This is a genomic window from Symbiopectobacterium purcellii, from assembly GCF_052050035.1.
Lineage (GTDB): Bacteria > Pseudomonadota > Gammaproteobacteria > Enterobacterales > Enterobacteriaceae > Symbiopectobacterium > Symbiopectobacterium purcellii_A.
The window spans coordinates 1816069-1839857 of record NZ_CP189882.1 but is presented as its reverse complement, the minus strand read 5'-3'; the positions used below and the strand labels follow the sequence as shown (position 1 = coordinate 1839857).

The window sequence follows — 23789 nt, the reverse complement described above, 5'->3', positions numbered from 1 at the left end:
GAGCAATGGACTTATCACAATTAGACGCGCCGTTCCCGGTAGATGATATCGAATGGCGTGTGCAGCGGTGTGGAATAGCGAAAAACAACCCGTGGGCCATGGTTCTGGCCTACGTGACTAACCGCGCCATCATGAAGCGCTTGGATGACGTATGCGGGAAAGAGAACTGGAAGAATGAATTCACCCCGGGGCCGGATGGTGGCGTGATGTGTGGCATATACATTCGGATCAGAGACCAATGGGTGGCTAAGTGGGACGGTGCAGATAAAACTCAGGTTGAAGCCGTTAAGGGCGGCATGTCTGGTTCAATGAAGCGGGCCGCTGTTCAGTGGGGTATTGGTCGTTACCTCTACTCACTGGAAGAGAATTTTGCCATCTGCTCGATTGAGAAAAAAAATGGCTGGAACAAGGCTTCATTCAAGGATACAGACAACCAATACAAGAACATCTGGTGGCAAACTCCGCCATTACCTGAATGGGCTATGCCAACGCCTCCTGATGCGGCACAGGGCGAATCCGACGATGCCAATGCCGATGAATCCAACAAGGACGAGCTGCTTAAATCATTCACTGAATCCGCAACGTCAGCAAAGAATGTTGATCAGCTAAAAGCGGCGTTTGAGGAAGCGTGGCGAGCTTTGCGCGGAACGCCGCAGCAGGCCGACGCGAAAGGCGTGTATGACATTCGTAAGTCAGAACTGGAAGAGGCGGCATAAATGGGACAGAGAGGCGTCAACAAAGTCATTCTTGTCGGACATTTGGGGCAAGACCCCGAAGTGCGCTACATGCCGAACGGTGGCGCGGTAGCAAACCTGACCGTAGCCACATCGGATACGTGGCGAGATAAGCAATCAGGCGAGCAGAAGGAGCGCACCGAATGGCACCGCGTCACGCTGTACGGCAAGTTGGCAGAGGTGGCTGGCGAATATCTCCGCAAAGGCTCACAGGTCTATATCGAGGGCCAGTTACGCACACGGAAGTGGCAAGACCAGTCAGGGCAAGACCGATACACAACGGAGGTTGTTGTCGATATTGGCGGATCAATGCAGATGATCGGCGGCAAGCAGGATGGCGGGCAGCAAAACAATCAGCACCAGCAATCAAGCGGCAATGGTCGGCAGCAAACACCGCCGCCTAATAACGAACCGCCGATGAATTTCGACGACGAGCCACCATTCTGATTTAACCCAACCATCACCGCAGCGCTATATCCAACATGGAAGGATTTGTGCTGCCTAAATTTCAGGTTACGTTATGACCTACGAAGAATTAACGCCTGACGAAAAACACTATTACAACCGATTAGACTCGTGGAAAAAGGAGCGATACCTAAAGACTATTCCTATAGTCAGAGGAGCAATGGAAGCGGTAGACGCTGGAGAAAAAGGACAGCCTCACCCACGGTTAATTAATTGGGAAGAAAAGCGGCTGGCATGGGAAAATCGCGTGATATTAGCCGAAGAGAAGCGGATCGCAGCCCAAGCAAATAGAGTTTATGCCAAAGTAGAAATTGCCCCCTCTAAAGACGAACGCTTTAAGAATTACATAGGGCGTTACGGTGCTGTCAGAAGCGAGACTGTAAAATAATCTGTGTAAATGGCATTTTGAGGAAAACCTTCAAAGGATAACAAAATGCCTATCAGCAACGAACTTATTGACCAACTGCTTCAAGATTGTCACTCCCCTCAGGATCTGCTGGGTGAATCAGGCCTACTCAAGGTGCTGACTAAAAGACTGGCGGAACGGGTTCTTGAAGCTGAGATGGAGATGCACCTTGGGTATGCTAAGCATGACCCGGCTGGTAATCATTCAGGCAACTCACGCAATGGCAAGACATCCAAGAGCGTACGTAGCCAAAATGGGGAGATCGAGCTCGATATTCCGCGCGACCGCAACAGTACCTTCGAGCCGACACTGATCGGTAAGAACGAAAAACAGCTTAACGGCTTCGATGACCGCATTATTTCTCTCTATTCCAGAGGGTTATCAACCCGTGATATTCAGGCACACTTTAAAGAAGTCTACGGGGTCGATGTTTCCGCTGGCTTCATTTCTCAAGTGACCAATGCTGTGATGGATGAAGTTAAGCGCTGGCAGCAACGGCCGCTGGATGCGCTTTATCCCATTGTTTACCTTGACTGTATTGTTGTCAAAAGCCAGGACGGCGGAGCCGTGGCCAACAAGTCTGTTTATCTGGCCCTCGGCGTCAACGGCCAGGGCGAAAAAGAGCTGCTGGGGCTATGGATAGCCAAAACTGAGGGGGCCAAGTTCTGGTTATCTGTGATGACAGAACTGAAAAATCGTGGGCTAAAGGACATCTTCGTCGCCTGCTGCGATGGCCTGAAAGGCTTTCCTGATGCCATTGAAGCTGTTTACCCGCATACGCGGGTACAGCTCTGCATTGTGCATCAGGTGCGGAACTCGCTGCGCTACGTCGGCTGGAAAGAGCGTAAGGCCGTTGCTGCTGACCTGCGCACCATCTATAGTTCCGCAACGCTAGAGGGCGCTGAAGAGGCCCTGGATGCCTTCGCGGCCAAATGGGATGAGCAGTTCCCGACGATCAGCCCGTCGTGGAGAAATAATTGGGAACGTCTCATCGTCATTTTTGACTTTCCGCCGGAGATCCGCAAGGTTATCTACACCACCAACGCAATAGAGTCGTTAAATGCTTCATTGCGCAAGATAACGAAAACGCGACGAATATTTCCAACGGATGACTCGGTGATAAAATTACTCTATCTAGCCTTGCATAATATCTCTGCTAAATGGACCTTGCCAATCAGAGACTGGAAACCTGCTATGAGCCAATTCATGTTGATGTATGGAGAACGAATCTCCGGTTAAGCAATGGAGCCATTTACACAAAATTCTTTACAGACTCTCAGAAGCGACTAATCCCCAATATTGTGGGTTGTGCAGGATTTTAACATGCGACCGATGGATTAAGAGTCCACAGCTGTACCAACTGAGCTAACAATCCGTAGTGGCATTACATTTTGAGAATGGCAGCAATGATGCTCACGGCAGCGGCGACCATTAGCCCGAGCCGAATAGTCATCTGCATGCCTAGCTTTTCAAATTTATCGTTAATTTTATCAAAACCGGCAGCCATATCCTTACGGACATCAGCTATCTCTGCGGATAAGTCCTTACGGACAGTTCGTCAGGTCAAATTTGACCAAGTTAGCGTTCATCATGTCAGCGAACCTCAGGTTAGCGTGGCTCAGGTCAGCGTGGCTCAGGTCAGCGAAGTCCAGGTTAGCGTTGATCAGGTCAGCATTGCTCAGGTTAGCGGCTCTCAGGTTAGCGTTGCTCAGGTTAGCGTGCCTTAGATTAGTTCTGCTCAGGTTAGCGTTGCTTAGGTTAGCATGCGGAAGGTAACCATGTTCTAGATTAAAATCGCTTAGGTTAAGGTTGCTCAGATTAGCATGCTCCAAGCTAACATTAGTCAGGTCAGCGTTTTCCAAGTTAGCGCCGCTCAGGTCAGCATGCTCCATGCAAACCCAATTCAGGCTAGCATTGCTCAGGTTAGCGCCGCTCAGGTCAGCATGGTCCAGGTCAACCCAACTCAGGCTAGCATTGCTCAGGTTAGCGCCGCTCAGGTTAGCATGCTCTAGGCTAACATTAGTCAGGTCAACGTTTTCCATGTTAGCGTTGCTCAGCTTAGCATTGCATAGTATAGAGTTTTCCAAGTAAGCGTTGCTCAGGTTAGCATCGCTTAGATCTGCATCTACCAGATAAGCACCGTACAGTTTATCCCCGCTCAGGTTAACTCCTTTCAGGTTGAGAATCCCATCATCGGTTAATATATCTTTAATACAGGTAATGTTGAGCAATGCCTTCAATTTTATCGCTTGAAATACATTAAAAAATCTTTCATAATCAATTTCTTGTGTTTCTAATTTTTTGTTGTTTTTTACTTCTACAGTAACTTTTTTTGTTGAGCCTGTGTAATAAAATGATATTTTACATCCATGAATGTCATCTAAGTCTATTTTTATGCCATCTTCCATATCTCTAGCTGTTACTCCGTTAACAGCGATTTCCATTTTTTCCATTATTTGATTATGTAAAATCTCCTTACCTTTAAAAACCACAACAAAAGTAATGAAATTAATGATGTGTTCAAGAATACCTCTTGGTGAAGTTATATCTTCTATGGAACCATTTGTCACTGATGCGGATACATTTTGTAATAGAGAGCTTGGTGATGTGTTACTTAGCATTGTGTAAATCCATATTCATATTAAGTGATATTAATCAATACTATTTAAACTTTTTTACATCATCCATGGGGGTTTAACCTGATAACTTTGCGATATGGTTGGCTTTGTTGAATCAATCGAACTGTTAGGAGATTGGCTGATCACTACAGTCATTTTAGCATCGGGTTCCCATGGCAAAGCAAACGTTTAAAATCACCCACTGATCCGTCTACAACGATGCTCTGAGGCAGCGCGGTTCATTGACAGTCTGGTTTCAAGCGCCTGCAATTGCTCGGACTCACTCAGCGCAAGTCACGTTCCAGCAGCAAGCATCCCTCAAAGAAAAATTGTTCTGCTCGCTAACCGAGAAAGGTTTACAGTTTGGTAAAAACCTGACCGACCCGAATAACCCGCGCCAGACGCAGCCACACTTCTACGACAGCCTGTTTCCACGGCTTTTAGCCATCATGATGAACGTTGTAGCAGCATAAACAACCTGAGAGAAACTTATGTACAAAATAACGGCAACGATCAAACAGCCCGGCGGGGTCGATGTTAAGTGGCTACGGTTCTCTGAGGTGGAACTCACCATGTCAGAATGCGAAAAACTGCTCTTTAAGCCTCAGGAGGCAGGTAAGTCGTTCGGCGATAAGGTGAAACTGGAGGATTTTCGCTGCGTCAGGGTGATAAACAGGCACACGTGGTAAATCGCACAATCAACCACCCCATTGACCCAAGGATAACCCATGCGCTATAGTCACTATGCATCTGCAAATTCAGGTGCCGGGATTATCAACCCGGAGTATCTACCGCGACAACAACACGCCGCGAGCGTGTTTTTTGTTGCCTGAAAGCTGCACCTCTATGGTGAGCTGGATGGGGCAGCCGAAAGGCTGGCCGGATGGTAGACCCGGTGTTGATAACCCTGCTCAGCTCACCACCAACGAGATTATCAACTCCTGTGGTGACCGATTAAAGTCTACTATCGGAGGTCATTATGACACTTCAGCTATCCCTTTCCGCACCTGAAGTCACCATCTATAACGGTAAGGCCGTTACTACTTCACTTTCTGTCGCTGAGTATTTTCATAAACGGCACGATAACGTATTACGCACCATTGAACAGCTTGAGTGTTCACCGCAATTTACAAACCTCAATTTTGAGGTTTGCTATAAAAACAATAAATTACAGAATGGCAAATCCCAGAAATACTACACCATAACAAAAGACGGCTTCGTCTTCCTCGTTATGGGCTTTACCGGCAAAAAAGCAGCAGCGTTCAAGGAAGCTTACATTGCGGAGTTTAACCGCATGGAAGAGCAGCTTAATGGTGCAGTTGCCGTCAGTGGTGTAACCAACGAAATCCTGCTTACCCTTCAAGATAATAAAATCATCAGCTCCCGGCCCATCGCTGACAACGAGTATGTTGCCAGTCTCGATACATTGTTCGAGATTGCGCGCCGAGCTGACTATCTCGTCATACACAAAGACGATCTGATTAAAAAGCTCGCTAGCTAATCACCAATCCCGCCCCGGTATCGCGCCGGGGTTTTTGTGCCCTATTCCCAGCATTTCGAACTACCTCAAATTCCTGGGTAGTTGCCCAATCGATTTAGGTACCACCAATTTCATCGTAACTCACTGATTATAGAGTGCAGGATCTGCACGCCTCCCGATATGGGCACCACCTGCACATTTTCCCCACTCCTGCATATTTTATCTACTCCTGCGCATTTTCGTTACTCCTGCATATTTACCATGGTAGATTCTGAGTACTAGGCTCGTAATTCCCTGCTATGCCTGCCGCCCGGCCCCGCGCCGGTTTTTTTTCACCACTAATCATCAATCCCGCCCCGGTATCGTGCCGGGGTTCCATTAATCACATTAACTTGTGAGGACCTTACTATGTCTAAAGAACATGAACTGATCACTATCGAAACTAATAGCATCAATGGCGAAACCATCAAGACGGTGAATGCCCGTGACCTGCATGAGTTCCTGAAGGTCGGCAAAGACTTCTCCAACTGGATTAAAGACCGCATCAAGCAGTACGGATTTGTCGAAAATATCGACTATGTAGTTTTCGCCAATTCTGGCGAAAACCCCAACGGTGGCCGCCCTTCCATTAAATACGCCATCAGCATCGACATGGCGAAAGAGCTTTCGATGGTTGAGCGCAACGAGAAAGGCAAGGAGGCACGTCAGTACTTTATCCAGTGTGAGAAGCGCATCAAGTCCCTGCCTGCCGATCCCGTTCAGATGCTCAATGACCCAGCGGCCATGCGTGGCATCCTGCTTACCTACACCGAAAAGGTTATCGCCCTCGAAAGCAAAGTTGAGGAGATGGCCCCAGACGTGAAAGCCCTGCACCGCATCGCCAAATCTGACGGCGGCATGTGCATCACCAACGCCGCCAAGGAGTTACAGGTACGCCCCAAAGATCTGTTCGCTTTCCTCCGTGAGCGTGGCTGGATTTATCGCCGTATCGGCATCAAGAACTGGATAGCCTACCAGAGCAAAATCCAGTCAGGCTACCTCGAGCATAAAATATCACTTATCCCCTGTGACGACGGCACCGACAAAATTCGCGAGCAGGTGCTGGTGACACCGAAGGGACTGGCGAAGCTGTCTCAAGCGTTCTGCCTCGAACCGGCGTAATTATAGCCAAGCGACATTATTTTGATAACAGCCAGCTATGCTTCTTTGCCGCATATCAGGGCATAGGATGTAATCATTTTTAAGTCGGTTGGCTATAAATGTCCTTTCACCGCCCCGGTAATACACCGGGGTTACATTTTCTTCATCGTTTTTACTGACGAGGACTTTACGCATGCAAAATTTAACCATTGCACAAACATTAACCATGTCCAGCCGCGAGATTGCGGAGCTGACAGAAAAGCGCCATCCAGATGTAAGAGGGGCCACAAATGAAACCTAAAATACCTAACAGGATAAGAGAGCGGGAGAAGTTATTTAAGCGCTTATACCGTGAAGGACTTATCCATGCAAGACGCATACGACGAACCGGTTATTTATCAATACGGCTCTCCCTCTACTGGCGCATGTTATCCAAAGATAATGGCCTGAGTTGGAAGACCATGAGCCATGCAAAATACGACACCCAAATAACACAATAAAAACAGGAACTCCCATGAATTATGCATTCGCGGGTCATGCTGCCCTCATGGGGAGCTATCACCCGGAAGAAACCCAATTGGATAAAATTGTAAAATGGCTGAGAAACGGATACCGAAAGCTTATCGATATCCTCGAACAGCAAGGCAAGCCTCTACGACCTGCATCAGTACGTTAACCAAGGCTGTTACAGCCTGAAATCACCTGCATCACCGCATTTCTTAGATTGGTCATTCCCCCACCCGCTCGCCGTCATGACGAACGGCGCAGCGGCTTAATTTTAGCAGAGGTCAATGATGGCATACATCACCTTATCCGAGTGGAATCGGCGGCAACCCCGTCCGCGTTGTATGGAAACCGTCAGGCGATTGGTCAGGAGCGGAATGATTTTTCCCGCACCGATACGAGATGGGCGCGAGTATCTGTTTGACGAAAATGCCTGCAAGCTCACCCAGAATAAAAACCTTAGCTCATCAAGTTACCTTCATCCCACCCTGTTATCGAGGATAAGACATGGCACGCCGGAGAAGCCATAAGAACCGCGACTTGCCGCCAAACCTGCAACCGCGCAATGGCGGCTATTTTTGCTACCGTGACCCGCGCACCGGGAAAGAATACGGCCTGGGCCGCCATCGTCAGATAGCCATTACACAAGCCATCGCCGCCAATATGGCAATTTATGGCTCATCAAAACCCTCACCGCTCGTTGACCGCATCAACGGCACACAGGTGACTACAGTGAGTGAATGGACTGAGCGTTATATGACGGTACTCGAGGGACGGAAACTCAAACCGAAAACGATGAGCGAGTACAATAAATACCTGAAAGCCGTTAACGCCCATTTAGGCGAATTTGCTCTTCAGAAAGTAGAAACCAAAGACATTGCCTCGTTCCTTAATCAGTGGGTAAAAGCAGGGAAAGTGACAATGGCGAACTGCATAAGAGCGTTGTTACGTGACCTGTTTCGTGAAGCGATTGCGGAGGGGTTACTCAAAAGCAATCCAGCCGAAGCTACGCGCAACCAGCGTGTAGAAATTCAACGTGAGCGCATAACGCTGGATGAGTGGAGGCTTATACGCAAGGCAGCGGATACATTACCCGCCTGGGTTGGGCCCTGCCTTGACCTTGCTTTAGTCACCGGTCAACGTTTAGGGGATATACAGGCACTACGCTGGGAGGATATCAAAGACGGACGTCTTTACATTAAGCAGGCGAAAACAGGCACGATGCTTGCGTTCTCCGAGGCAACCCGCATCGACTGCCTCAATTTATGCCTTGCTGATGTATTGAACCAGTTTAGGGGATTAAACAACGGGGTAGCACATATCGTCGCAGACGCCAAATACAAGCAATTTGCCGCAAAAACGATATCTGCCGCTTTTTTGAAGGCGCGTCGTATATCAGGATTAATATGGGAACGTAACCCTCCCTCATTTCATGAAATCAGAAGCCTGGCTGCAAGACTCTACACCGATGAGAAAGGGGAAGAATATGCACAAAAATTGTTAGGTCACAAAAGCTCTACCATGACAGATAGGTACCGCGATGTCCGGGGGGCTGAATGGAAGCAGATTGAATAATTTCGATCGAATTTCGAGTAATTTCGATCTATACCCTATAACTTATTGAATAATAATCTCGGTATTTTTATGGCGCTATGGCATGCTTAGCGCCATGATGAACGACATAGGTCATGACAGAACATGGTGCAGATCCCGCAAAACCCGTTAATTTTGGTCGATGGCTCGTCGTATTTATACCGTGCCTACCACGCATTCCCTCCTTTGACAAACAACGCCGGTGAGCCGACAGGTGCCATGTATGGCGTGCTGAATATGCTGCGCAGCCTGCTGCTTCAGTTTTCTCCCAGCCACGTCGCTGTGGTCTTTGATGCCAAAGGAAAAACGTTCCGCGACGAACTGTTCGAAAACTACAAGGCGCATCGCCCACCGATGCCGGACGATCTGCGCGCGCAGATTGAGCCGTTGCACGCTATGGTGCGTGCCATGGGGCTGCCTTTGTTGGCCGTAAGCGGTGTGGAAGCGGATGACGTGATCGGTACGCTGGCGCGTCAGGCAGAAAGCGCAGGTACGCCAGTACTGATCAGCACCGGTGATAAAGACATGGCGCAACTGGTGTCACCAACGATCACGCTTATCAACACCATTAACAATACAGTGCTTGGGCCGCAAGAAGTCTGCGACAAATACGGTATTCCGCCGGAGCTGATTATCGATTTTCTGGCCCTGATGGGGGATGCATCGGATAACATTCCGGGCGTACCTGGCGTGGGTGAAAAAACGGCGCAAGCGTTACTTCAGGGGCTGGGGGGATTAGATACCCTGTACAGTAATCTGGATAAGATCGCCACGCAGTCGTTTCGCGGCGCAAAGACCATGGCGCAAAAGCTGGAACAGCATAAAGAAGCGGCGTATCTCTCTTATCAACTGGCGACCATCAAAACTGACGTCGAGTTGGAGCAGACCTGCACCGAACTGACGGTGAATGAACCCGATGTGGATGCACTGCACGGACTGTTTAAGCGTTATGATTTCAAACGCTGGATCGCCGATGTGGAAAGCGGCACCTGGATGCAAGGTCGCAAGGGGCACTCTGCGGTTTCGCAGCCAGCTCCGGCGGCACAAGCGCAGCCCCCAGAGGAAGCAACCGTTGCCTTGAGCCGCGAAGGCTATGTCACTATTCAGGATGAAGAGACCTTACTGTCGTGGATTACCCGTATCCAAAATGCAGGGGCGTTTGCGTTTGATACCGAAACGGACGGCTTGGATACGCTGAGCGCCAACCTGATTGGTATGTCATTCGCGGTGACGCCGGGGGAAGCGGCATATCTGCCGCTGGCGCATGATTATCTGGATGCGCCAGATCAAATCGACAGAGCTCGCGCTTTGGAATTGCTAAAACCCCTGCTGGAAGACAACGCGCTGCGCAAAATCGGGCAGAACCTGAAGTTCGATCAGGGCGTGATGAAGCGCTATGACATTGAGCTACGTGGTATCGCCTATGACACCATGGTGGAGTCTTACGTGTTAAACAGCGTGGCGGGTCGTCATGACATGGACAGCCTTGCCGACCGCTATCTGCAACATAAAACCATTTCGTTTGAAGAGATTGCGGGTAAGGGTAAGAACCAACTTACCTTTAATCAGATTCCTGTCGAACAGGCCAGTACCTATGCCGCAGAAGATGCGGATGTCACTTTGCATTTGCATCAAACCCTGTGGGAAAAGCTGCAACAGCATGGGGAACTGGTGACGGTGTTCCGTGATATCGATATGCCGTTGGTGCCGGTGCTGTCTCGCATTGAACGCCAGGGTGTGCTGATTGATGCTGGCATTTTGGCACAACATTCTCAGGAATTGACGGCGCGCCTGGCCGAACTTGAAACTGAAGTGCATGAAATGGCCGGTGAAGCGTTTAATCTTGCTTCCACCAAGCAGTTGAAGGTGATCTTGTACGATAAGCTGAAACTGCCGGTGTTAAAGAAAACGCCGAAAGGTGCCCCTTCTACTAATGAAGAAGTATTGGAAGAGTTGGCACATGACTATCCGCTGCCCAAACGCATTCTGGAATATCGTGGACTGGCGAAACTGAAATCGACGTACACCGATAAGCTGCCGCTGATGATCAATCCGCTGACCCAGCGGGTGCATACGTCATACCATCAAGCGGTCACGGCAACGGGGCGTCTTTCCTCCAGCGATCCTAATCTGCAAAACATCCCGGTACGCAACGATGAAGGGCGGCGCATCCGTCAGGCGTTTATTGCTCCAGAAGGCTACCGCATTGTGGCGGCGGACTACTCGCAGATCGAACTGCGTATTATGGCGCACCTTTCCGGTGATGCCGGGTTGCTCAACGCGTTTGCCGAAGGGCTGGATATTCATAGTGCCACCGCCGAAGAAGTTTTTGGCTTGCCGCTGGAAAACGTTACGGGAGAGCAGCGCCGCAGTGCGAAAGCCATCAACTTTGGTTTGATTTATGGCATGAGTGCCTTTGGCCTGTCGCGCCAGTTGGGCATCCCGCGCGCCGAGTCGCAGCGCTATATGAACCTCTATTTCGAGCGCTATCCTGGCGTGCAGGATTACATGGAAAGAACCCGGCAGGAAGCCGCCGAGAAAGGGTACGTGCAGACGCTGGATGGACGCCGCCTCTATTTGCCGGATATCCACTCACGCAATGCGATGAGCCGCAAGGCGGCGGGACGTGCTGCCATTAACGCCCCGATGCAGGGCACGGCCGCTGATATTATCAAGAAGGCGATGATTGCCATCGATAGTTGGCTACAGCAAGAGCAGCCGCAGGTAAATATGATCATGCAGGTACACGATGAATTGGTGTTTGAAGTACATGCGTCGGTACTGGATGCGGCAAAACAAAAGATCGTTACCCTGATGGAAGGGTGTATGTCACTAAACGTTCCGTTACGTGTGGATGTAGGCGAAGGTAAAAACTGGGATGAGGCGCATTAATATACAGAAAAACAGGATGTTGCAACTGAATGTTTAATGCGCATTACGTTATTCATTTCTGTAATTAAACTACAGGATTGGCTGACTCGCTTGACTTTGTGTGACCCATAGCCATTTTTTATGAAACTAAACAACAAAAAAACTTTGTTCTGGCGAAAAAATAGGGTAGAGTTAACTACGTAGGGTACAGAGGTAAGATGTTCTATCTTTCAGACCTTTTACTTCACGTAATCGGATTTGGCTGAATATTAGCCGCCCCGGTCACTTCGGTGACTGGGCGTTTTTTATTGGGCGAAAGTCAGAAAAATGCCGCAAGATCGCTAACGATCGCGGCGGTTGATCTCAATTATCGACGTCTTCTTGCACTAAGCGTGTTGCTTAATAGTGAAATAAGGGTGTTTCGGTGATTGAAGTAAATTTTACGCTGTTCTGAGATGGAAATTCCAAAGACCGGCGCTAAGGAGTAAGAAGGTATCATCAATAAAGGGTCTACGATTCCGTAAAATTTGGGTCATGCAACCGAGGCGCTTGATACCCGCGATGGCGTGTTCAACTGTAATACGGATGCCCGAGATTATTTTATTTTCTTGTTTTTGTTCAGGCGATAAAGGTCTTTTTCGAGTTCCTTTTTTTGGGATTTGTGTATTAGGATGCTGTTTATCTATACCTTGAAAACCGGTATCTGCCCAGATGGTTACCTCAGGAGGAATATGGCGAATTATATCGACTTTATCGAGTAAGCGTTTATCGTGACGGCGCCCATTTTTGCTCATGGGGATAAATCCAATTTGCCTTGTTTCGTCAGTCATAATAAGCCCTTTTCGAGTGGTCTGTCTTTTCTTTCCCGAATACATTTTTTTTCGCCGACGCAGATTCTTAGGCTTTTGGACAGGTCGCTCTGTCCCATCAATAAAGACGTCTTTAACTCCAGGAAAGGCGCGAAAAAATTCCTCAGCAGAGCGAATTTGACGAGCGGGCAAAACACATTCTCGCCCCAAGGTCATCTCTAAAACCGGCAATAATATTTTTACCCAGCGACATACCCGTGTTCTATCTAAACCAAAAAGAAGTCCTTGCAAATCATAGGTCGGATAACATTTTAAATACAATAAAATAAAAAGCAGTTTATCTAATGGGGTTGGGATAAATCCTTTCTGCCCTGCACCCATCTGCCGCTCGTGATCTTTTCGATTCTTTTTCCGATAAATCAAATAACAAGCTGAAAATTCAGCGGCTAAATTTTTCAATTCTTCGACTGATAATCCAATGATTGCTTTACATAAACGATTATCTCGTAACAACCGCTCTTTGTTGATCATTTCAAACCTTTATTCTCTAAGTTAAACCTCTTTTTATTCTCAATAGCCTGACAAAAAATGCAAGTCTCTATTCAGCAACTAGTTTACTGAAGGGCGGTTGTTGAACCACAGATCGAGTTTTTGCCGCAATTTATCCACCCCTTCTTTTTTCAAGGAGGAGAAGGCTTCAACCTGAATATCTCCGCCAAACGCGAGCACGGCTTCACGCACGGCATTCAGTTGTGCTTTGCGCGCACCGGAAGCCAGTTTGTCGGATTTGGTGAGCAGAATGAGCACTGGCAGATCCACATCCACTGCCCATTCAATCATTTGCTGATCAAGATCTTTCAGCGGATGACGGATATCCATCAACACCACCAGTCCTTGCAGACAGGCACGTTTTTGCAGATATTCCCCCAGCGCTTTCTGCCATTTCCGCTTCATCTCTTCCGGAACTTCGGCATAGCCATAGCCGGGGAGGTCAACCAGACGTACGCCGTCTGTGACTTCAAACAGGTTGATAAGTTGGGTTCGTCCCGGTGTTTTACTGGTACGTGCCAGACTTTTTTGGTTGGTCAGTGTGTTCAGGGCGCTGGATTTTCCCGCGTTCGAGCGTCCGGCAAACGCCACTTCAATACCGCTATCGGCACGCAGGTGACGAATATCGGGCGCGCTGGTGACAAAATGCGTCACATTGTAGTTATGCGTCACGTTCGGGTTCTGTTGTTCGGTCACAATGGTTATCTCTGTCTGGATAGGGGGTTTTGGGTCTATTATACCTATAACTGGCCCGAAACGCGGGGTTATCGGTCGCTGCTTGTAAAGCACAAAGCGAATTCGCCGAGTTAGCCGCACCAACCCTTTTTTATTGCTGGCCTTTCTGCTAGATTCCGCCGCAATTGTCTTCTGTTTACCTGAGAGTGTTGTTATGAAACAGCCGGTGAAAAATTCGGGCACTAAAGCCCCAGGCGCGAAGGCGTCGACATCGAAAGCAAATAAAAAGACGCGCGCCGAGCTTAACAGCGAAGGCTGGGAGCGTAAACGTCAGAAAAAACATAGTGGTCGTGCGGCCGGTAGCCGCGCGCACCCAGAGACGCTGGATGCAGGCAAATCCGGTCAGAGTAAGAAACTTGATCCTCGTCTTGGGAGTAAAAAACCGGTCGCGCTGATTGTCAGTGATGACACGCCGAAAAGCGCAAAGCCCGCGAAAGCGGCCGTATCTGCTAAACCAGAAACGCTGGCTGAAACACGGCTAACCCCTGATCAGGAACTGGCGCTGCTGGAAAATGACGATCGTCTCGATGCGCTGCTGGAACGTCTGGATAACGGCGAAACGCTGAGTAAAGACGAGCAAAAATGGGTGGGCAGCACGCTCGATCGTATCAATGCCCTGATGGATGAACAGGGCATTGAAATGGATGACGAGGAAGAGGAAACGCAGCAGGAAGACATGATGCAGCTCCTCAAGCGTAATAACCCGAAAGACGTATTCTGATAGATGAAAGGGCTACTGTCTCTCATCTTGGTGTTGGTTGTCTGTTATCTGCTGTGTCTGTTGGTTAAACTGTGGCTGCTTTCCCGGCGTAAAACGCGAATACAGCGCACCGTGTTCGGGACAGGGCAGCGTAAGCTGCCGCTGAAAAGCGCCGTCGGGAAATACAAGCGGAAGGAGTAACAGCATGCAAGATCAACACGTCGATTGGGGTTTAGCCCTGATTCAAAAATACAACTATTCTGGGCCGCGTTACACCTCGTATCCCACGGCGCTCGAGTTTAACGAACAGTATGACGATGCGGCATTCCGCCAGGCGAGAGTCTGTAAAGAATTTTGTGTAAATGGCTCCATTGCTTAACCGGAGATTCGTTCTCCATACATCAACATGAATTGGCTCATAGCAGGTTTCCAGTCTCTGATTGGCAAGGTCCATTTAGCAGAGATATTATGCAAGGCTAGATAGAGTAATTTTATCACCGAGTCATCCGTTGGAAATATTCGTCGCGTTTTCGTTATCTTGCGCAATGAAGCATTTAACGACTCTATCGCGTTGGTGGTGTAGATAACCTTGCGGATCTCCGGCGGAAAGTCAAAAATGACGATGAGACGTTCCCAATTATTTCTCCACGACGGGCTGATCGTCGGGAACTGTTCATCCCATTTGGCCGCGAAGGCATCCAGGGCCTCTTCAGCGCCCTCTAGCGTTGCGGAACTATAGATGGTGCGCAGGTCAGCAGCAACGGCCTTACGCTCTTTCCAGCCGACGTAGCGCAGCGAGTTCCGCACCTGATGCACAATGCAGAGCTGTACCCGCGTATGCGGGTAAACAGCTTCAATGGCATCAGGAAAGCCTTTCAGGCCATCGCAGCAGGCGACGAAGATGTCCTTTAGCCCACGATTTTTCAGTTCTGTCATCACAGATAACCAGAACTTGGCCCCCTCAGTTTTGGCTATCCATAGCCCCAGCAGCTCTTTTTCGCCCTGGCCGTTGACGCCGAGGGCCAGATAAACAGACTTGTTGGCCACGGCTCCGCCGTCCTGGCTTTTGACAACAATACAGTCAAGGTAAACAATGGGATAAAGCGCATCCAGCGGCCGTTGCTGCCAGCGCTTAACTTCATCCATCACAGCATTGGTCACTTGAGAAATGAAGCCAGCGGAAACATCGACCCCGTAGACTTCTTTAAAGTGTGCCTGAATATCACGGGTTGATAACCCTCTGGAATAGAGAGAAATAATGCGGTCATCGAAGCCGTTAAGCTGTTTTTCGTGCTTACCGATCAGTGTCGGCTCGAAGGTACTGTTGCGGTCGCGCGGAATATCGAGCTCGATCTCCCCATTTTGGCTACGTACGCTCTTGGATGTCTTGCCATTGCGTGAGTTGCCTGAATGATTACCAGCCGGGTCATGCTTAGCATACCCAAGGTGCATCTCCATCTCAGCTTCAAGAACCCGTTCCGCCAGTCTTTTAGTCAGCACCTTGAGTAGGCCTGATTCACCCAGCAGATCCTGAGGGGAGTGACAATCTTGAAGCAGTTGGTCAATAAGTTCGTTGCTGATAGGCATTTTGTTATCCTTTGAAGGTTTTCCTCAAAATGCCATTTACACAGATTATTTTACAGTCTCCCAGGCGATAGCACGTTACCCAGAGCGACCGTTGTCGCTTTATGTCCATATCCCGTTTTGTCATCGCCTGTGCTATTTCTACGGTTGCAATAAGCTGGTGACGCGCCAGCAGCACAAAGCAGAAGAATAATGCACTGGTCAAGTAAATCAGGACACTTTTTTCTCAGCCATTTGTTCATAACGCACCGGAGACAGATCCCCGTTAGCGGCATGATGCCTGTCTAGGTTGTATAGCCAAGCGACTTAATTTTGATTACACCATATGGACTGAGAACAAACTCTCTGTATCGCAACCCATCTCTCTTTTTTTGCTTTTTGCTTGTGCCCATTTATGCTCAATTGGGTTAAGATCTGGCGAATATGTAGGCAAATACTCCACCATATACCGGCTTTGTTGAATAAATCAGAATTAGCCGACAGGATGACTCCCTCTGCTACACCTGTTATCCTATCCTGACGCTGTGTGGCATACCCAACAACGTCATACGGTTCAGCGCTTTGACCATCGCTATGGCTTCACCTACTTGAGCCTCATAGTCACGCAGGCTCAGATGGCCACCCAGCAAAGTTTTTATGCGGAACATCGCTGTTTCTGCCACTGAACGCCGGTGATAACCCACTTTCTTTTTCCACATATCATTACTCCCGCTCAGACGCTGATTCGCCACCGCATGGTTACGTTCATGGTACTTGTCCGGCCAGTATTTGGCTCCGCTTCGCGGCGGGATAAGGGGCCTGATTTTCTTTCTTAGCAACGCATCGTGGCAGTAACGGGCGTCATAAGCACCGTCTGCTGACACTTCCCTGATTTTTCGGTGGGTTTGGTTAATCAGGCCCGGCAGTGCCTGCGCATCTGTCGTTCCGCTGAGCGATAAGTCGGCACAGATAATCTCATGCGTCGCACTGTCTGCTGCCAGATGAAGCTTGCGCCACACTCTTCGTCTGTCAGCCCCATGCTGCCTGACTTTCCATTCACCTTCGCCAAAGACCTTCAGACCGGTACTGTCGATGACCAGATGCGAGATTTCACCACGCGTTGGCGTTTTTATGCTGATACTGACGGTTTTTGCCCGCCGACTGACCAGAGAGTAGTCCGGGCAGCGCAGTGGCAGGCTCATCAGTGTAAAAACCGAGTCGACAAAGCCCTGTAATGCCCGGAGCGACAGGTTAAACACGCGCTTTATCATCAAAACCGTGGTAACAGCCATATCGGTGTAGTAAAGCGGCCGACCACGACCTTCAGGCGAAGCACTGTCAGTCCATGCAGCGATGGCCGACTCATCAAGCCAGACCGTCAGGGAGCCGCGTTGTCTGAGTGCTTTGTTGTAGGTGGGCCAGTTGGTGATTTTAAACTTTTGCTTTGCCATGGGGAGCTGCTATCGGGAGCGATGATAGTGCTTTGATCCGGCGATCCCCTGAAAGTTCGATTTATTCAACAAAGCCCCATATACCCTGCATCGATGATGACTTGTTGAATATTATGTTTTTTGTGAAAAATGGCATTGTCCATCATGATTACACTGTTTTTAGGGAGTACTGGGATAAGGACTTGTGTGACCCAGGCATAGAAAACATCGCTGTTAATATTGATATCAAATAATCCGATAGCAAACAGCGTTGTGCCTAATAAAGCGCCGATAACATTTGTTCTTCCCCTAGCTCCCCAGTTCTTCAGGCCAAAACACCGTTGACCTTTTGGGGAATAGCCGTGAGTCCGTGGGGCATCGTGTGAAAAACCACTTTCATCAATAAAAACAATAGGTTTACCTTCTTTTTCATACTGTTGTTTTTTTTGTTGAAATCCCTGCCGGGCGTTTTCGTCGGCTTTCGGATGACGTAGAGTTTTTTTTATAGGTCAATCCCAGCTTTTTAAGCGCTTGCCAAATGGCCTTCTGACAAACGCCAAAACGCTCTGCACGTTCTTTTTGGTAAGCATCTGGATATTGTTCAACATCTTTTATCAACTCGGATTTATCGATCTTTCGCTGACGCGTGGTCGATGCTTTTGACTCTATTTGATTAATCCAACGCGATACAGAGGCAGGGCCAATCCGAAATTGCTTCGCTGTTTCTCGGATACTCAACCCTTCGTTTTTCCGTGTAGATATCACTTTACGTCTAAAATCAATTGAATAGCTCATTTAAATAATGTAATCAAAATTAAGTCGTTTAGCTATAGTGGCGGGTCTGCGGGCGCAAGGACTATCACCACGATGGTTACCAATACACACGACGTGAAACTTGGGCGGTGGTTAGCGGGTAAGTTGATGAAAGAATTAACCCTCGTTAGTTGCCAAACAAGAAAACATCAATACAACCGCGGTGGAAATGAACGTATTGATATTCCAAATCTGCTCAATAGGCAGTTCGCTGTTACCAAGCCTGACCAGGTTTGGTGCGGCGATGTAACCTATATTTGGACAGGCGACCGATGGGCGTATCTGGCGGTGGTATTAGATTTATTTGCCCGAAAACCCGTGGGTTGGGCAATGTCGTTTTCGCCAGATTCAGAATTAACAGCCAAAGCACTACAAATGGCTTGGGAACTGCGTGGGCATCCCAAACAAGTCATGTTTCATAGTGACCAAGGAAGCCATTACACCAGTCGTCAGTATAGGCAGGCATTGTGGCGTTATCAGATGACCCAAAGTATGAGTCGCAGAGGAAATTGTTGGGATAATAGTCCGATGGAGCGATTCTTCCGTAGTCTGAAGACTGAATGGGTGCCAACGACTGGCTACCAAAGCTTTAGTACTGCTCAATCATCCATTATTCGCTACATAACCCATTATTATAGCGATGTCAGACCTCACTGGTATAACGGTGGGTTAACACCAAATGAATCAGAACGGCTGTTCCATCAACAGTCAGGTAGGGTGGCCAAATTTAGTTGACCACTACAATGACGTGGTCGGCGAGAAAGAAGCCTGGCACACCGTGGTATGGTTCGCCGTGCTGATGACGCTGGCAGGGCAACTGAACAAGATGGGGCTGATTGCCTGGTTAGGCCAACTGGCAGGCAACGCTGTCAGCGGGTTCCACTGGTTACCGATGCTTGGCATCTTGCTGCTGGTTTACTACTACAGCCACTACCTGATGGCGAGTGCGATTGCCCATATCAGCGCCATGTATGCCATCTTTGTGGCTTTGTTGAATAATTTAACCGTTTGATTTACATCTTCTTTAGTTAGAATGCATTTACAGAGAATGTATTTTGTTAGAACGACAAATCAAATAGTTAGCACAATAAAAAGCATTCCGAGAGGAAAAATTAGTCGTTGAAATTTTATAATGCTTATATAAATCAGTATCTTAAATTATTCAACAAAGCCCATCTTTGTTTCCATTGCCTTAGCGGCAGGCGCACCGCCGATGTTGACCGTGCTGGCATTTGGTATCTTCAGTAACCTGTTCATGTCCACCACGCACTATTCAAGCGGCCCGGCACCGATCCTGTTTGGATGTGGTTATATGCCGCTGTCAACCTGGTGGAAAATTGGCTTCTTGATCAGCCTGGTCGTGATTCCTATCTGGCTGGGTATTGGCGGCATGTGGTGGAAGGTATTGGGATTCTGGTAATCCCCGTCAGACTGCGATTTTCGTTGCCCAGTAACGCGGGGCAATAACGCAGGACGATAAATACGGCAAAACAGATTAAGATAAGGATATCCAAGGTGATTCCGGAGCAAGACATGAGCAGGACAAAAGCACCGATGAAGCTGGGAACATCCGTTTTTTTGATGGTCTCTGTCGTGCTAGGCGCGGTGTTGCTGGTGGTCTATGCTCTGCTGTTTTTCCGCATTAACCAACTCTCCGAAGACAGCCTACGCGACAAGGCGTTTGCCATCGCGCGCACCTTTGCCGCTTCCCCGGTGGTGATTGATGAGTTGCAAGGGTTGGGTAACCCCGAAGCGGTGCAGCGCGCCGCTGAGACCATCACTCACCGCAATCAGCTGCTGTTTGTCACCGTGACCGACATGGACACGGTGCGTCAGACCCACCCGGAACGCGAGCGCATCGGTGAACATTTTGCCGGGCGCGACATTTACCCTGCGCTGTTTGGGCTGGAAAATACTTCGATCAACCGCGGCACGCTAGACCCGGCGTTGCGGGTGTTTACACCGGTTTTTAATAATGATGGCAAGCAGGTCGGCGTTGTGGCGTTAGGCATTGCGCTGACCAGCGTGCAGAAAGTGATCAGTGAAAACCGTTGGATGATCCCCTGGGCGCTGCTGGCCGGTGCATTGGTTGGCGGACTCGGCACACTGGTGCTGGTGAAAATCCACAAGCGCATCATGCTGGGGTTTGAACCCTATGAGATTTCCAATCTGTTTGAGCAGCGCAACGCTATGCTGAAACAGATCAAGGAAGGGGTGGTTGCCGTGGATGACAGCGGCCGTATTACGGTGATTAACGATGAAGCGCGCAGGCTGTTCCGACAAGGCAATATGGCGGCCAATGCGTCGGCAGAAACCATCAGCGAGCAGTGGATGGAGCACCTTCGCCTCAGGCAAGTGCTGGAAAGTGGTATCGCTCAGCGTGATGAAGAGATCAATATCAACGGCAACTTGCTGCTAACCAATACCGTGCCAGTGACGGTGAAAGGTAACGTGATTGGTGCTATCGCCACGTTCCGCGACAAGACTGAAATTGGCCAGTTGTTGCAGCGCTTGACGGGGATGTCCTATTACGCCGATGCGTTACGGGCACAGTCCCACGAGTTTATGAACAAGCTGCATGTGATTTTGGGCATGCTGCATTTGAAATACTATTCGCAGTTGGAAGACTATATTTTAAAAACGGCGAACAACTATCAGGCAGAAATTGGCTCGATTATTCGCAAGGTGAAATCGCCAGTGATTGCCGGGTTCTTACTGGGTAAAATCAACCGGGCGCGCGATCTCGGCATACAGCTGTCAATAACCGAAGAGAGCCTGTTGCCCGAAACCGACGATATGGATGCCACCAATGAGTTGATCATCGTTTTGGGCAACCTGATTGAGAATGCCATGGATGCAATGAGTAACATGGAAAACGGAGAAATCAGCGTGAGTTTCCATCATCAGGATGGGCGCTTGCACTGCATAGTGGGCGATGATGGCCCGGGTATTACGCTGGAAAATCAGCACCGTATTTATGAACAAGGATTCTCCACCAAGGGATCCGGGCGCGGAATCGGTCTTTACCTGACCAAGCAAAGCCTGGAAAAAGTGGGCGGCAGTATCGATTTTGAGTCGAAAGCTGAGGTGTATACCCAGTTTTTCGTGAATATCCCTTATCAAGCCAAGGCTGTTTAACCATGATAAATGTACTGATTGTTGATGACGATGCCATGGTTGCAGAACTTAACCGTTCCTATCTGAGCCAGGTGCCCGGTTTCAACTGTTACGCAACGATGCCAACCTTACAGCAGGCGCGAAATTTACTGATGCAACCCGATTCCGAGATCGATCTGGTGCTGCTCGATATCTATATGCAGCAGGATAACGGGTTGGATCTGCTGCCGACCATTCGTGAGTTCAGCGAACAAACGGACGTGATTATCATCTCCTCCGCCAGTGATGTGTATACCATCAAGAAAGCACTGCATTACGGCGTAGTCGATTACCTGCTCAAACCGTTCCAGTTCTCTCGCTTTGAGCAGGCGCTGACTGCCTACCGCGAAGAAGCGAGAGAACTGGAACATCGAGAATTTGTTGCTCAGTCGGATATTGATAGCCTGATTCGTCGCACCAGCGGCGGCGTGGCCGGCGAGCGTAAAAAACTGCCGAAAGGGCTGACCAGCCTGACGCTACGCACCGTCTGCGAATGGATTGAAGGCAACCAAGGGGCTGAGTTTTCCACGGAAATGCTGGCGAACGCGATTGGAATCTCTCGCGTATCTTGCCGTAAGTATCTAATATATCTCGCTGATACTAATATTCTTGCCACCAATATCCTCTACGGATCGACCGGCCGCCCTGTATACCTTTACCGCCTGCTGCCCGAGAAACAAGACTCACTGCGCCAGTATTGCGAGTAGTGTGCTGCTTCTCTCCTCGCGCTATCGTGTAGACGATAGCGCGATGTTGATACCATCCTGTTCTTTCTATTTTATTCACGCATTATCATCGGTTTGTTATTGGTATCTCCACACAGCATTTTCCTCTTTTTATATTTCAATCAAGGCTCAATAAAGAAGTATTTTCTATAAATAAATAATCGCCGATGATGCTAAGAACCTATCCCAATAGGATTTTATTCGAGACAATGATGCCGCAGGTAAAATGCAGCATCGCCTCATAATTTTCGACTTTCTTCTCCCAGCGAGTCAGAACCCGACGAAAGCGATTCATCCAGCTGTGCGTTCTCTCCACTACCCAGCGGTGAGCTTTAAAATCCTTGTTTTTGATGGCTTCCGACTCCTCTTTCCCTGACTGGATATGAGGTTCGTAACGACGACTTTTCAGACAGGCCTCCAGCTATCCGGCTTCATAGCCTTTGTCTAGACAGAGGCGGAGCTTTCTGCCGGGTCTGCCCGTCTGAAGGGCGTCGAGAGTATCAGCAACCAGCTTTATGTCGTGGGTATTTGCCCCTGAGACAACCAGAGAGAGGGGAAGCCCGTTCGCATCGGTCATCAGGCTACGCTTTACACCCTGTTTCCCCCGGTCTGTGGGATTCCGTCCTGTTTTTTTGAGCCTGTCAGCGGTGTAGTGGTCAACTAAATTTGGCCACCCTACCTGACTGTTGATGGAACAGCCGTTCTGATTCATTTGGTGTTAACCCACCGTTATACCAGTGAGGTCTGACATCGCTATAATAATGGGTTATGTAGCGAATAATGGATGATTGAGCAGTACTAAAGCTTTGGTAGCCAGTCGTTGGCACCCATTCAGTCTTCAGACTACGGAAGAATCGCTCCATCGGACTATTATCCCAACAATTTCCTCTGCGACTCATACTTTGGGTCATCTGATAACGCCACAATGCCTGCCTATACTCACGACTGGTGTAATGGCTTCCTTGGTCACTATGAAACATGACTTGTTTGGGATGCCCACGCAGTTCCCAAGCCATTTGTAGTGCTTTGGCTGTTAATTCTGAATCTGGCGAAAACGACATTGCCCAACCCACGGGTTTTCGGGCAAATAAATCTAATACCACCGCCAGATACGCCCATCGGTCGCCTGTCCAAATATAGGTTACATCGCCGCACCAAACCTGGTCAGGCTTGGTAACAGCGAACTGCCTATTGAGCAGATTTGGAATATCAATACGTTCATTTCCACCGCGGTTGTATTGATGTTTTCTTGTTTGGCAACTAACGAGGGTTAATTCTTTCATCAACTTACCCGCTAACCACCGCCCAAGTTTCACGTCGTGTGTATTGGTAACCATCGTGGCGATAGTCCTTGCGCCCGCAGACCCGCCACTAACGTTCCACGCTTCGCTGACCAGGCTACGTTTTATCGTCCGCTCAATATCTGGCTCCTTAGGTCGAAACCAATAGCGATAACTGCTTCGGTGAACATTAAAAATACGACACAACGCTTTCACTA

At 48.9% G+C, this 23789-nt stretch carries 26 protein-coding genes and 9 pseudogenes; 23 read left to right on the top strand and 12 right to left on the bottom strand.

What is annotated here, in order from left to right; genetic code table 11:
* The first annotated feature begins 5 nt into the window (after window positions 1-5).
* The 4 genes from ACQGXV_RS13505 to ACQGXV_RS13490 all read left to right on the top strand — a co-directional run bounded on the left by ACQGXV_RS13505 (window position 6) and on the right by ACQGXV_RS13490 (window position 2844).
* A complete protein-coding gene (locus ACQGXV_RS13505; RefSeq protein ID WP_440866646.1) occupies window positions 6-716 on the top strand; it encodes a Rad52/Rad22 family DNA repair protein in 711 nt (236 codons plus the stop codon).
* Window positions 717-1181 (top strand): single-stranded DNA-binding protein, encoded by a 465-nt coding sequence (gene ssb, locus ACQGXV_RS13500; RefSeq protein ID WP_440866645.1) that lies wholly within the window; start codon window positions 717-719, stop codon window positions 1179-1181.
* Window positions 1182-1254: 73 nt separating this feature from the next.
* On the top strand, window positions 1255-1587 hold the full coding sequence (locus ACQGXV_RS13495; protein ID WP_440866644.1) for a hypothetical protein: 333 nt from the start codon (window positions 1255-1257) through the stop codon (window positions 1585-1587).
* A 45-nt stretch (window positions 1588-1632) separates the two neighbouring features.
* A complete protein-coding gene (locus ACQGXV_RS13490) occupies window positions 1633-2844 on the top strand; it encodes an IS256 family transposase (RefSeq protein ID WP_440864265.1) in 1212 nt (403 codons plus the stop codon).
* Between the two features lie 145 nt (window positions 2845-2989).
* Here ACQGXV_RS13490 and ACQGXV_RS13485 read toward each other — a convergent pair whose 3' ends face one another.
* Entirely contained in the window at window positions 2990-3112 is a 123-nt protein-coding gene (locus tag ACQGXV_RS13485) for a hypothetical protein (protein ID WP_440866643.1), read from the bottom strand.
* Window positions 3113-3149: 37 nt separating this feature from the next.
* A complete protein-coding gene (locus ACQGXV_RS13480) occupies window positions 3150-4175 on the bottom strand; it encodes a pentapeptide repeat-containing protein (RefSeq protein WP_440866642.1) in 1026 nt (341 codons plus the stop codon).
* Between the two features lie 221 nt (window positions 4176-4396).
* On the opposite strand from ACQGXV_RS13480, the pseudogene ACQGXV_RS13475 reads away from it, so the two are divergent.
* The 5 genes and pseudogenes from ACQGXV_RS13475 to ACQGXV_RS13455 form a co-directional block, all read left to right on the top strand.
* Window positions 4397-4516: pseudogene (locus ACQGXV_RS13475) on the top strand (IS5/IS1182 family transposase); the annotation flags it as partial.
* A gap of 33 nt (window positions 4517-4549) precedes the next feature.
* A pseudogene (locus ACQGXV_RS13470) lies at window positions 4550-4696 on the top strand (KilA-N domain-containing protein); the annotation flags it as partial.
* Window positions 4697-4714: 18 nt separating this feature from the next.
* Window positions 4715-4912 carry a DUF1187 family protein gene (locus ACQGXV_RS13465; RefSeq protein WP_440866641.1) on the top strand — a complete coding sequence of 66 codons (198 nt, stop codon included), beginning with the start codon at window positions 4715-4717 and terminating at the stop codon, window positions 4910-4912.
* A gap of 290 nt (window positions 4913-5202) precedes the next feature.
* Complete coding sequence (locus ACQGXV_RS13460; protein WP_440866640.1) at window positions 5203-5724, top strand: Rha family transcriptional regulator; 522 nt, start codon at window positions 5203-5205, stop codon at window positions 5722-5724.
* A gap of 387 nt (window positions 5725-6111) precedes the next feature.
* Complete coding sequence (locus tag ACQGXV_RS13455; protein ID WP_440866639.1) at window positions 6112-6864, top strand: antA/AntB antirepressor family protein; 753 nt, start codon at window positions 6112-6114, stop codon at window positions 6862-6864.
* Here the strand turns inward: ACQGXV_RS13455 and ACQGXV_RS13450 are convergent, their stop codons facing one another.
* Window positions 6865-7038 (bottom strand): hypothetical protein, encoded by a 174-nt coding sequence (locus ACQGXV_RS13450; RefSeq protein ID WP_440866624.1) that lies wholly within the window; start codon window positions 7036-7038, stop codon window positions 6865-6867.
* A 95-nt stretch (window positions 7039-7133) separates the two neighbouring features.
* On the opposite strand from ACQGXV_RS13450, the gene ACQGXV_RS13445 reads away from it, so the two are divergent.
* The 6 genes from ACQGXV_RS13445 to ACQGXV_RS13420 all read left to right on the top strand — a co-directional run bounded on the left by ACQGXV_RS13445 (window position 7134) and on the right by ACQGXV_RS13420 (window position 12077).
* Window positions 7134-7343 (top strand): ParE family toxin-like protein, encoded by a 210-nt coding sequence (locus ACQGXV_RS13445; protein WP_440866625.1) that lies wholly within the window; start codon window positions 7134-7136, stop codon window positions 7341-7343.
* Between the two features lie 14 nt (window positions 7344-7357).
* The gene (locus ACQGXV_RS13440; RefSeq protein ID WP_440863006.1) at window positions 7358-7519 is read left to right on the top strand and encodes a protease FtsH-inhibitory lysogeny factor CIII; all 162 of its coding nucleotides are present in this window, start codon (window positions 7358-7360) and stop codon (window positions 7517-7519) included.
* A 115-nt stretch (window positions 7520-7634) separates the two neighbouring features.
* Complete coding sequence (locus ACQGXV_RS13435) at window positions 7635-7877, top strand: excisionase (RefSeq protein WP_440866638.1); 243 nt, start codon at window positions 7635-7637, stop codon at window positions 7875-7877.
* Window positions 7855-8922 carry a phage integrase Arm DNA-binding domain-containing protein gene (locus tag ACQGXV_RS13430; RefSeq protein ID WP_440866637.1) on the top strand — a complete coding sequence of 356 codons (1068 nt, stop codon included), beginning with the start codon at window positions 7855-7857 and terminating at the stop codon, window positions 8920-8922. Before ACQGXV_RS13435 ends, ACQGXV_RS13430 begins: the two co-directional genes overlap by 23 nt.
* Window positions 8923-9045: 123 nt before the next feature.
* The gene (gene polA / locus ACQGXV_RS13425) at window positions 9046-11832 is read left to right on the top strand and encodes a DNA polymerase I (RefSeq protein WP_440866636.1); all 2787 of its coding nucleotides are present in this window, start codon (window positions 9046-9048) and stop codon (window positions 11830-11832) included.
* A 197-nt stretch (window positions 11833-12029) separates the two neighbouring features.
* A complete protein-coding gene (locus ACQGXV_RS13420; RefSeq protein ID WP_071892919.1) occupies window positions 12030-12077 on the top strand; it encodes a spot 42 RNA, inhibition of DNA synthesis in 48 nt (15 codons plus the stop codon).
* Window positions 12078-12251: 174 nt separating this feature from the next.
* Here ACQGXV_RS13420 and ACQGXV_RS13415 read toward each other — a convergent pair whose 3' ends face one another.
* Together ACQGXV_RS13415 and yihA are read right to left on the bottom strand one after the other, a co-directional pair.
* Window positions 12252-13151, bottom strand: coding sequence for a transposase family protein (locus ACQGXV_RS13415; RefSeq protein ID WP_440862939.1), 900 nt, complete (start codon window positions 13149-13151; stop codon window positions 12252-12254).
* 78 nt (window positions 13152-13229) lie between these two features.
* Complete coding sequence (gene yihA, locus ACQGXV_RS13410) at window positions 13230-13865, bottom strand: ribosome biogenesis GTP-binding protein YihA/YsxC (protein ID WP_440866635.1); 636 nt, start codon at window positions 13863-13865, stop codon at window positions 13230-13232.
* Window positions 13866-14058: 193 nt separating this feature from the next.
* Here yihA and yihI point away from each other — a divergent pair, with 193 nt between their 5' ends.
* Together yihI and ACQGXV_RS13400 are read left to right on the top strand one after the other, a co-directional pair.
* Window positions 14059-14625, top strand: coding sequence for a Der GTPase-activating protein YihI (gene yihI, locus ACQGXV_RS13405; protein ID WP_440866634.1), 567 nt, complete (start codon window positions 14059-14061; stop codon window positions 14623-14625).
* 184 nt (window positions 14626-14809) lie between these two features.
* Window positions 14810-14941 (top strand): annotated as a pseudogene (locus ACQGXV_RS13400) (hypothetical protein); the annotation flags it as partial.
* Between the two features lie 38 nt (window positions 14942-14979).
* Here ACQGXV_RS13400 and ACQGXV_RS13395 read toward each other — a convergent pair.
* Window positions 14980-16191 (bottom strand): IS256 family transposase, encoded by a 1212-nt coding sequence (locus tag ACQGXV_RS13395; protein WP_440862551.1) that lies wholly within the window; start codon window positions 16189-16191, stop codon window positions 14980-14982.
* 61 nt (window positions 16192-16252) lie between these two features.
* On the opposite strand from ACQGXV_RS13395, the pseudogene ACQGXV_RS13390 reads away from it, so the two are divergent.
* Window positions 16253-16378: pseudogene (locus ACQGXV_RS13390) on the top strand (hypothetical protein); the annotation flags it as partial.
* Between the two features lie 126 nt (window positions 16379-16504).
* On the opposite strand, the gene ACQGXV_RS13385 reads toward ACQGXV_RS13390, so the two are convergent.
* From ACQGXV_RS13385 to ACQGXV_RS13370, 4 genes are all read right to left on the bottom strand, one after another.
* Entirely contained in the window at window positions 16505-16633 is a 129-nt protein-coding gene (locus tag ACQGXV_RS13385; protein ID WP_440862618.1) for a transposase, read from the bottom strand.
* A gap of 61 nt (window positions 16634-16694) precedes the next feature.
* Window positions 16695-17618, bottom strand: a complete 924-nt coding sequence (locus tag ACQGXV_RS13380) for an IS5 family transposase (RefSeq protein WP_440863224.1) — start codon at window positions 17616-17618, stop codon at window positions 16695-16697.
* A 65-nt stretch (window positions 17619-17683) separates the two neighbouring features.
* Window positions 17684-18001 (bottom strand): transposase, encoded by a 318-nt coding sequence (locus tag ACQGXV_RS13375; RefSeq protein ID WP_440867414.1) that lies wholly within the window; start codon window positions 17999-18001, stop codon window positions 17684-17686.
* A gap of 25 nt (window positions 18002-18026) precedes the next feature.
* Window positions 18027-18392 carry an IS630 transposase-related protein gene (locus tag ACQGXV_RS13370; RefSeq protein ID WP_440862584.1) on the bottom strand — a complete coding sequence of 122 codons (366 nt, stop codon included), beginning with the start codon at window positions 18390-18392 and terminating at the stop codon, window positions 18027-18029.
* A 36-nt stretch (window positions 18393-18428) separates the two neighbouring features.
* Here ACQGXV_RS13370 and ACQGXV_RS13365 point away from each other — a divergent pair.
* From ACQGXV_RS13365 to dcuR, 5 genes and pseudogenes are all read left to right on the top strand, one after another.
* Window positions 18429-19145 (top strand): annotated as a pseudogene (locus tag ACQGXV_RS13365) (IS3 family transposase); the annotation flags it as partial.
* Window positions 19146-19149: 4 nt separating this feature from the next.
* Window positions 19150-19401, top strand: a pseudogene (locus tag ACQGXV_RS13360) (anion permease); the annotation flags it as partial.
* Between the two features lie 183 nt (window positions 19402-19584).
* Window positions 19585-19830, top strand: a pseudogene (locus ACQGXV_RS13355) (anion permease); the annotation flags it as partial.
* Window positions 19831-19943: 113 nt separating this feature from the next.
* Window positions 19944-21548 carry a sensor histidine kinase gene (locus tag ACQGXV_RS13350; protein WP_440867413.1) on the top strand — a complete coding sequence of 535 codons (1605 nt, stop codon included), beginning with the start codon at window positions 19944-19946 and terminating at the stop codon, window positions 21546-21548.
* A gap of 2 nt (window positions 21549-21550) precedes the next feature.
* Complete coding sequence (gene dcuR / locus ACQGXV_RS13345) at window positions 21551-22273, top strand: two-component system response regulator DcuR (RefSeq protein WP_440866633.1); 723 nt, start codon at window positions 21551-21553, stop codon at window positions 22271-22273.
* A 199-nt stretch (window positions 22274-22472) separates the two neighbouring features.
* On the opposite strand, the pseudogene ACQGXV_RS13340 reads toward dcuR, so the two are convergent.
* Both ACQGXV_RS13340 and ACQGXV_RS13335 read right to left on the bottom strand, forming a co-directional pair.
* Window positions 22473-22951: pseudogene (locus tag ACQGXV_RS13340) on the bottom strand (IS5 family transposase); the annotation flags it as partial.
* A pseudogene (locus ACQGXV_RS13335) lies at window positions 22948-23787 on the bottom strand (IS3 family transposase); the annotation flags it as partial. The pseudogenes ACQGXV_RS13340 and ACQGXV_RS13335, both read right to left, overlap by 4 nt.
* Between the last annotated feature and the right edge of the window lie 2 nt (window positions 23788-23789).

Coding starts and splice junctions, on each gene's coding strand:
- ACQGXV_RS13460 (WP_440866640.1), top strand. CDS start 5,203: ATGACACTTCAGCTATCCCTTTCCGCACCTGAAGTCACCATCTATAAC.
- ACQGXV_RS13415 (WP_440862939.1), bottom strand. CDS start 13,151: ATGATCAACAAAGAGCGGTTGTTACGAGATAATCGTTTATGTAAAGCA.
- ACQGXV_RS13455 (WP_440866639.1), top strand. CDS start 6,112: ATGTCTAAAGAACATGAACTGATCACTATCGAAACTAATAGCATCAAT.
- polA (WP_440866636.1), top strand. CDS start 9,046: ATGGTGCAGATCCCGCAAAACCCGTTAATTTTGGTCGATGGCTCGTCG.
- ACQGXV_RS13445 (WP_440866625.1), top strand. CDS start 7,134: ATGAAACCTAAAATACCTAACAGGATAAGAGAGCGGGAGAAGTTATTT.
- ACQGXV_RS13430 (WP_440866637.1), top strand. CDS start 7,855: ATGGCACGCCGGAGAAGCCATAAGAACCGCGACTTGCCGCCAAACCTG.
- ACQGXV_RS13465 (WP_440866641.1), top strand. CDS start 4,715: ATGTACAAAATAACGGCAACGATCAAACAGCCCGGCGGGGTCGATGTT.
- ACQGXV_RS13380 (WP_440863224.1), bottom strand. CDS start 17,618: ATGGCAAAGCAAAAGTTTAAAATCACCAACTGGCCCACCTACAACAAA.
- yihI (WP_440866634.1), top strand. CDS start 14,059: ATGAAACAGCCGGTGAAAAATTCGGGCACTAAAGCCCCAGGCGCGAAG.
- ACQGXV_RS13450 (WP_440866624.1), bottom strand. CDS start 7,038: ATGCGTAAAGTCCTCGTCAGTAAAAACGATGAAGAAAATGTAACCCCG.
- ACQGXV_RS13505 (WP_440866646.1), top strand. CDS start 6: ATGGACTTATCACAATTAGACGCGCCGTTCCCGGTAGATGATATCGAA.
- ACQGXV_RS13370 (WP_440862584.1), bottom strand. CDS start 18,392: ATGAGCTATTCAATTGATTTTAGACGTAAAGTGATATCTACACGGAAA.
- ACQGXV_RS13440 (WP_440863006.1), top strand. CDS start 7,358: ATGAATTATGCATTCGCGGGTCATGCTGCCCTCATGGGGAGCTATCAC.
- ssb (WP_440866645.1), top strand. CDS start 717: ATGGGACAGAGAGGCGTCAACAAAGTCATTCTTGTCGGACATTTGGGG.
- ACQGXV_RS13435 (WP_440866638.1), top strand. CDS start 7,635: ATGATGGCATACATCACCTTATCCGAGTGGAATCGGCGGCAACCCCGT.
- ACQGXV_RS13395 (WP_440862551.1), bottom strand. CDS start 16,191: ATGCCTATCAGCAACGAACTTATTGACCAACTGCTTCAAGATTGTCAC.
- ACQGXV_RS13490 (WP_440864265.1), top strand. CDS start 1,633: ATGCCTATCAGCAACGAACTTATTGACCAACTGCTTCAAGATTGTCAC.
- ACQGXV_RS13485 (WP_440866643.1), bottom strand. CDS start 3,112: ATGGCTGCCGGTTTTGATAAAATTAACGATAAATTTGAAAAGCTAGGC.
- dcuR (WP_440866633.1), top strand. CDS start 21,551: ATGATAAATGTACTGATTGTTGATGACGATGCCATGGTTGCAGAACTT.
- ACQGXV_RS13385 (WP_440862618.1), bottom strand. CDS start 16,633: ATGGTGGAGTATTTGCCTACATATTCGCCAGATCTTAACCCAATTGAG.
- ACQGXV_RS13350 (WP_440867413.1), top strand. CDS start 19,944: ATGAGCAGGACAAAAGCACCGATGAAGCTGGGAACATCCGTTTTTTTG.
- ACQGXV_RS13495 (WP_440866644.1), top strand. CDS start 1,255: ATGACCTACGAAGAATTAACGCCTGACGAAAAACACTATTACAACCGA.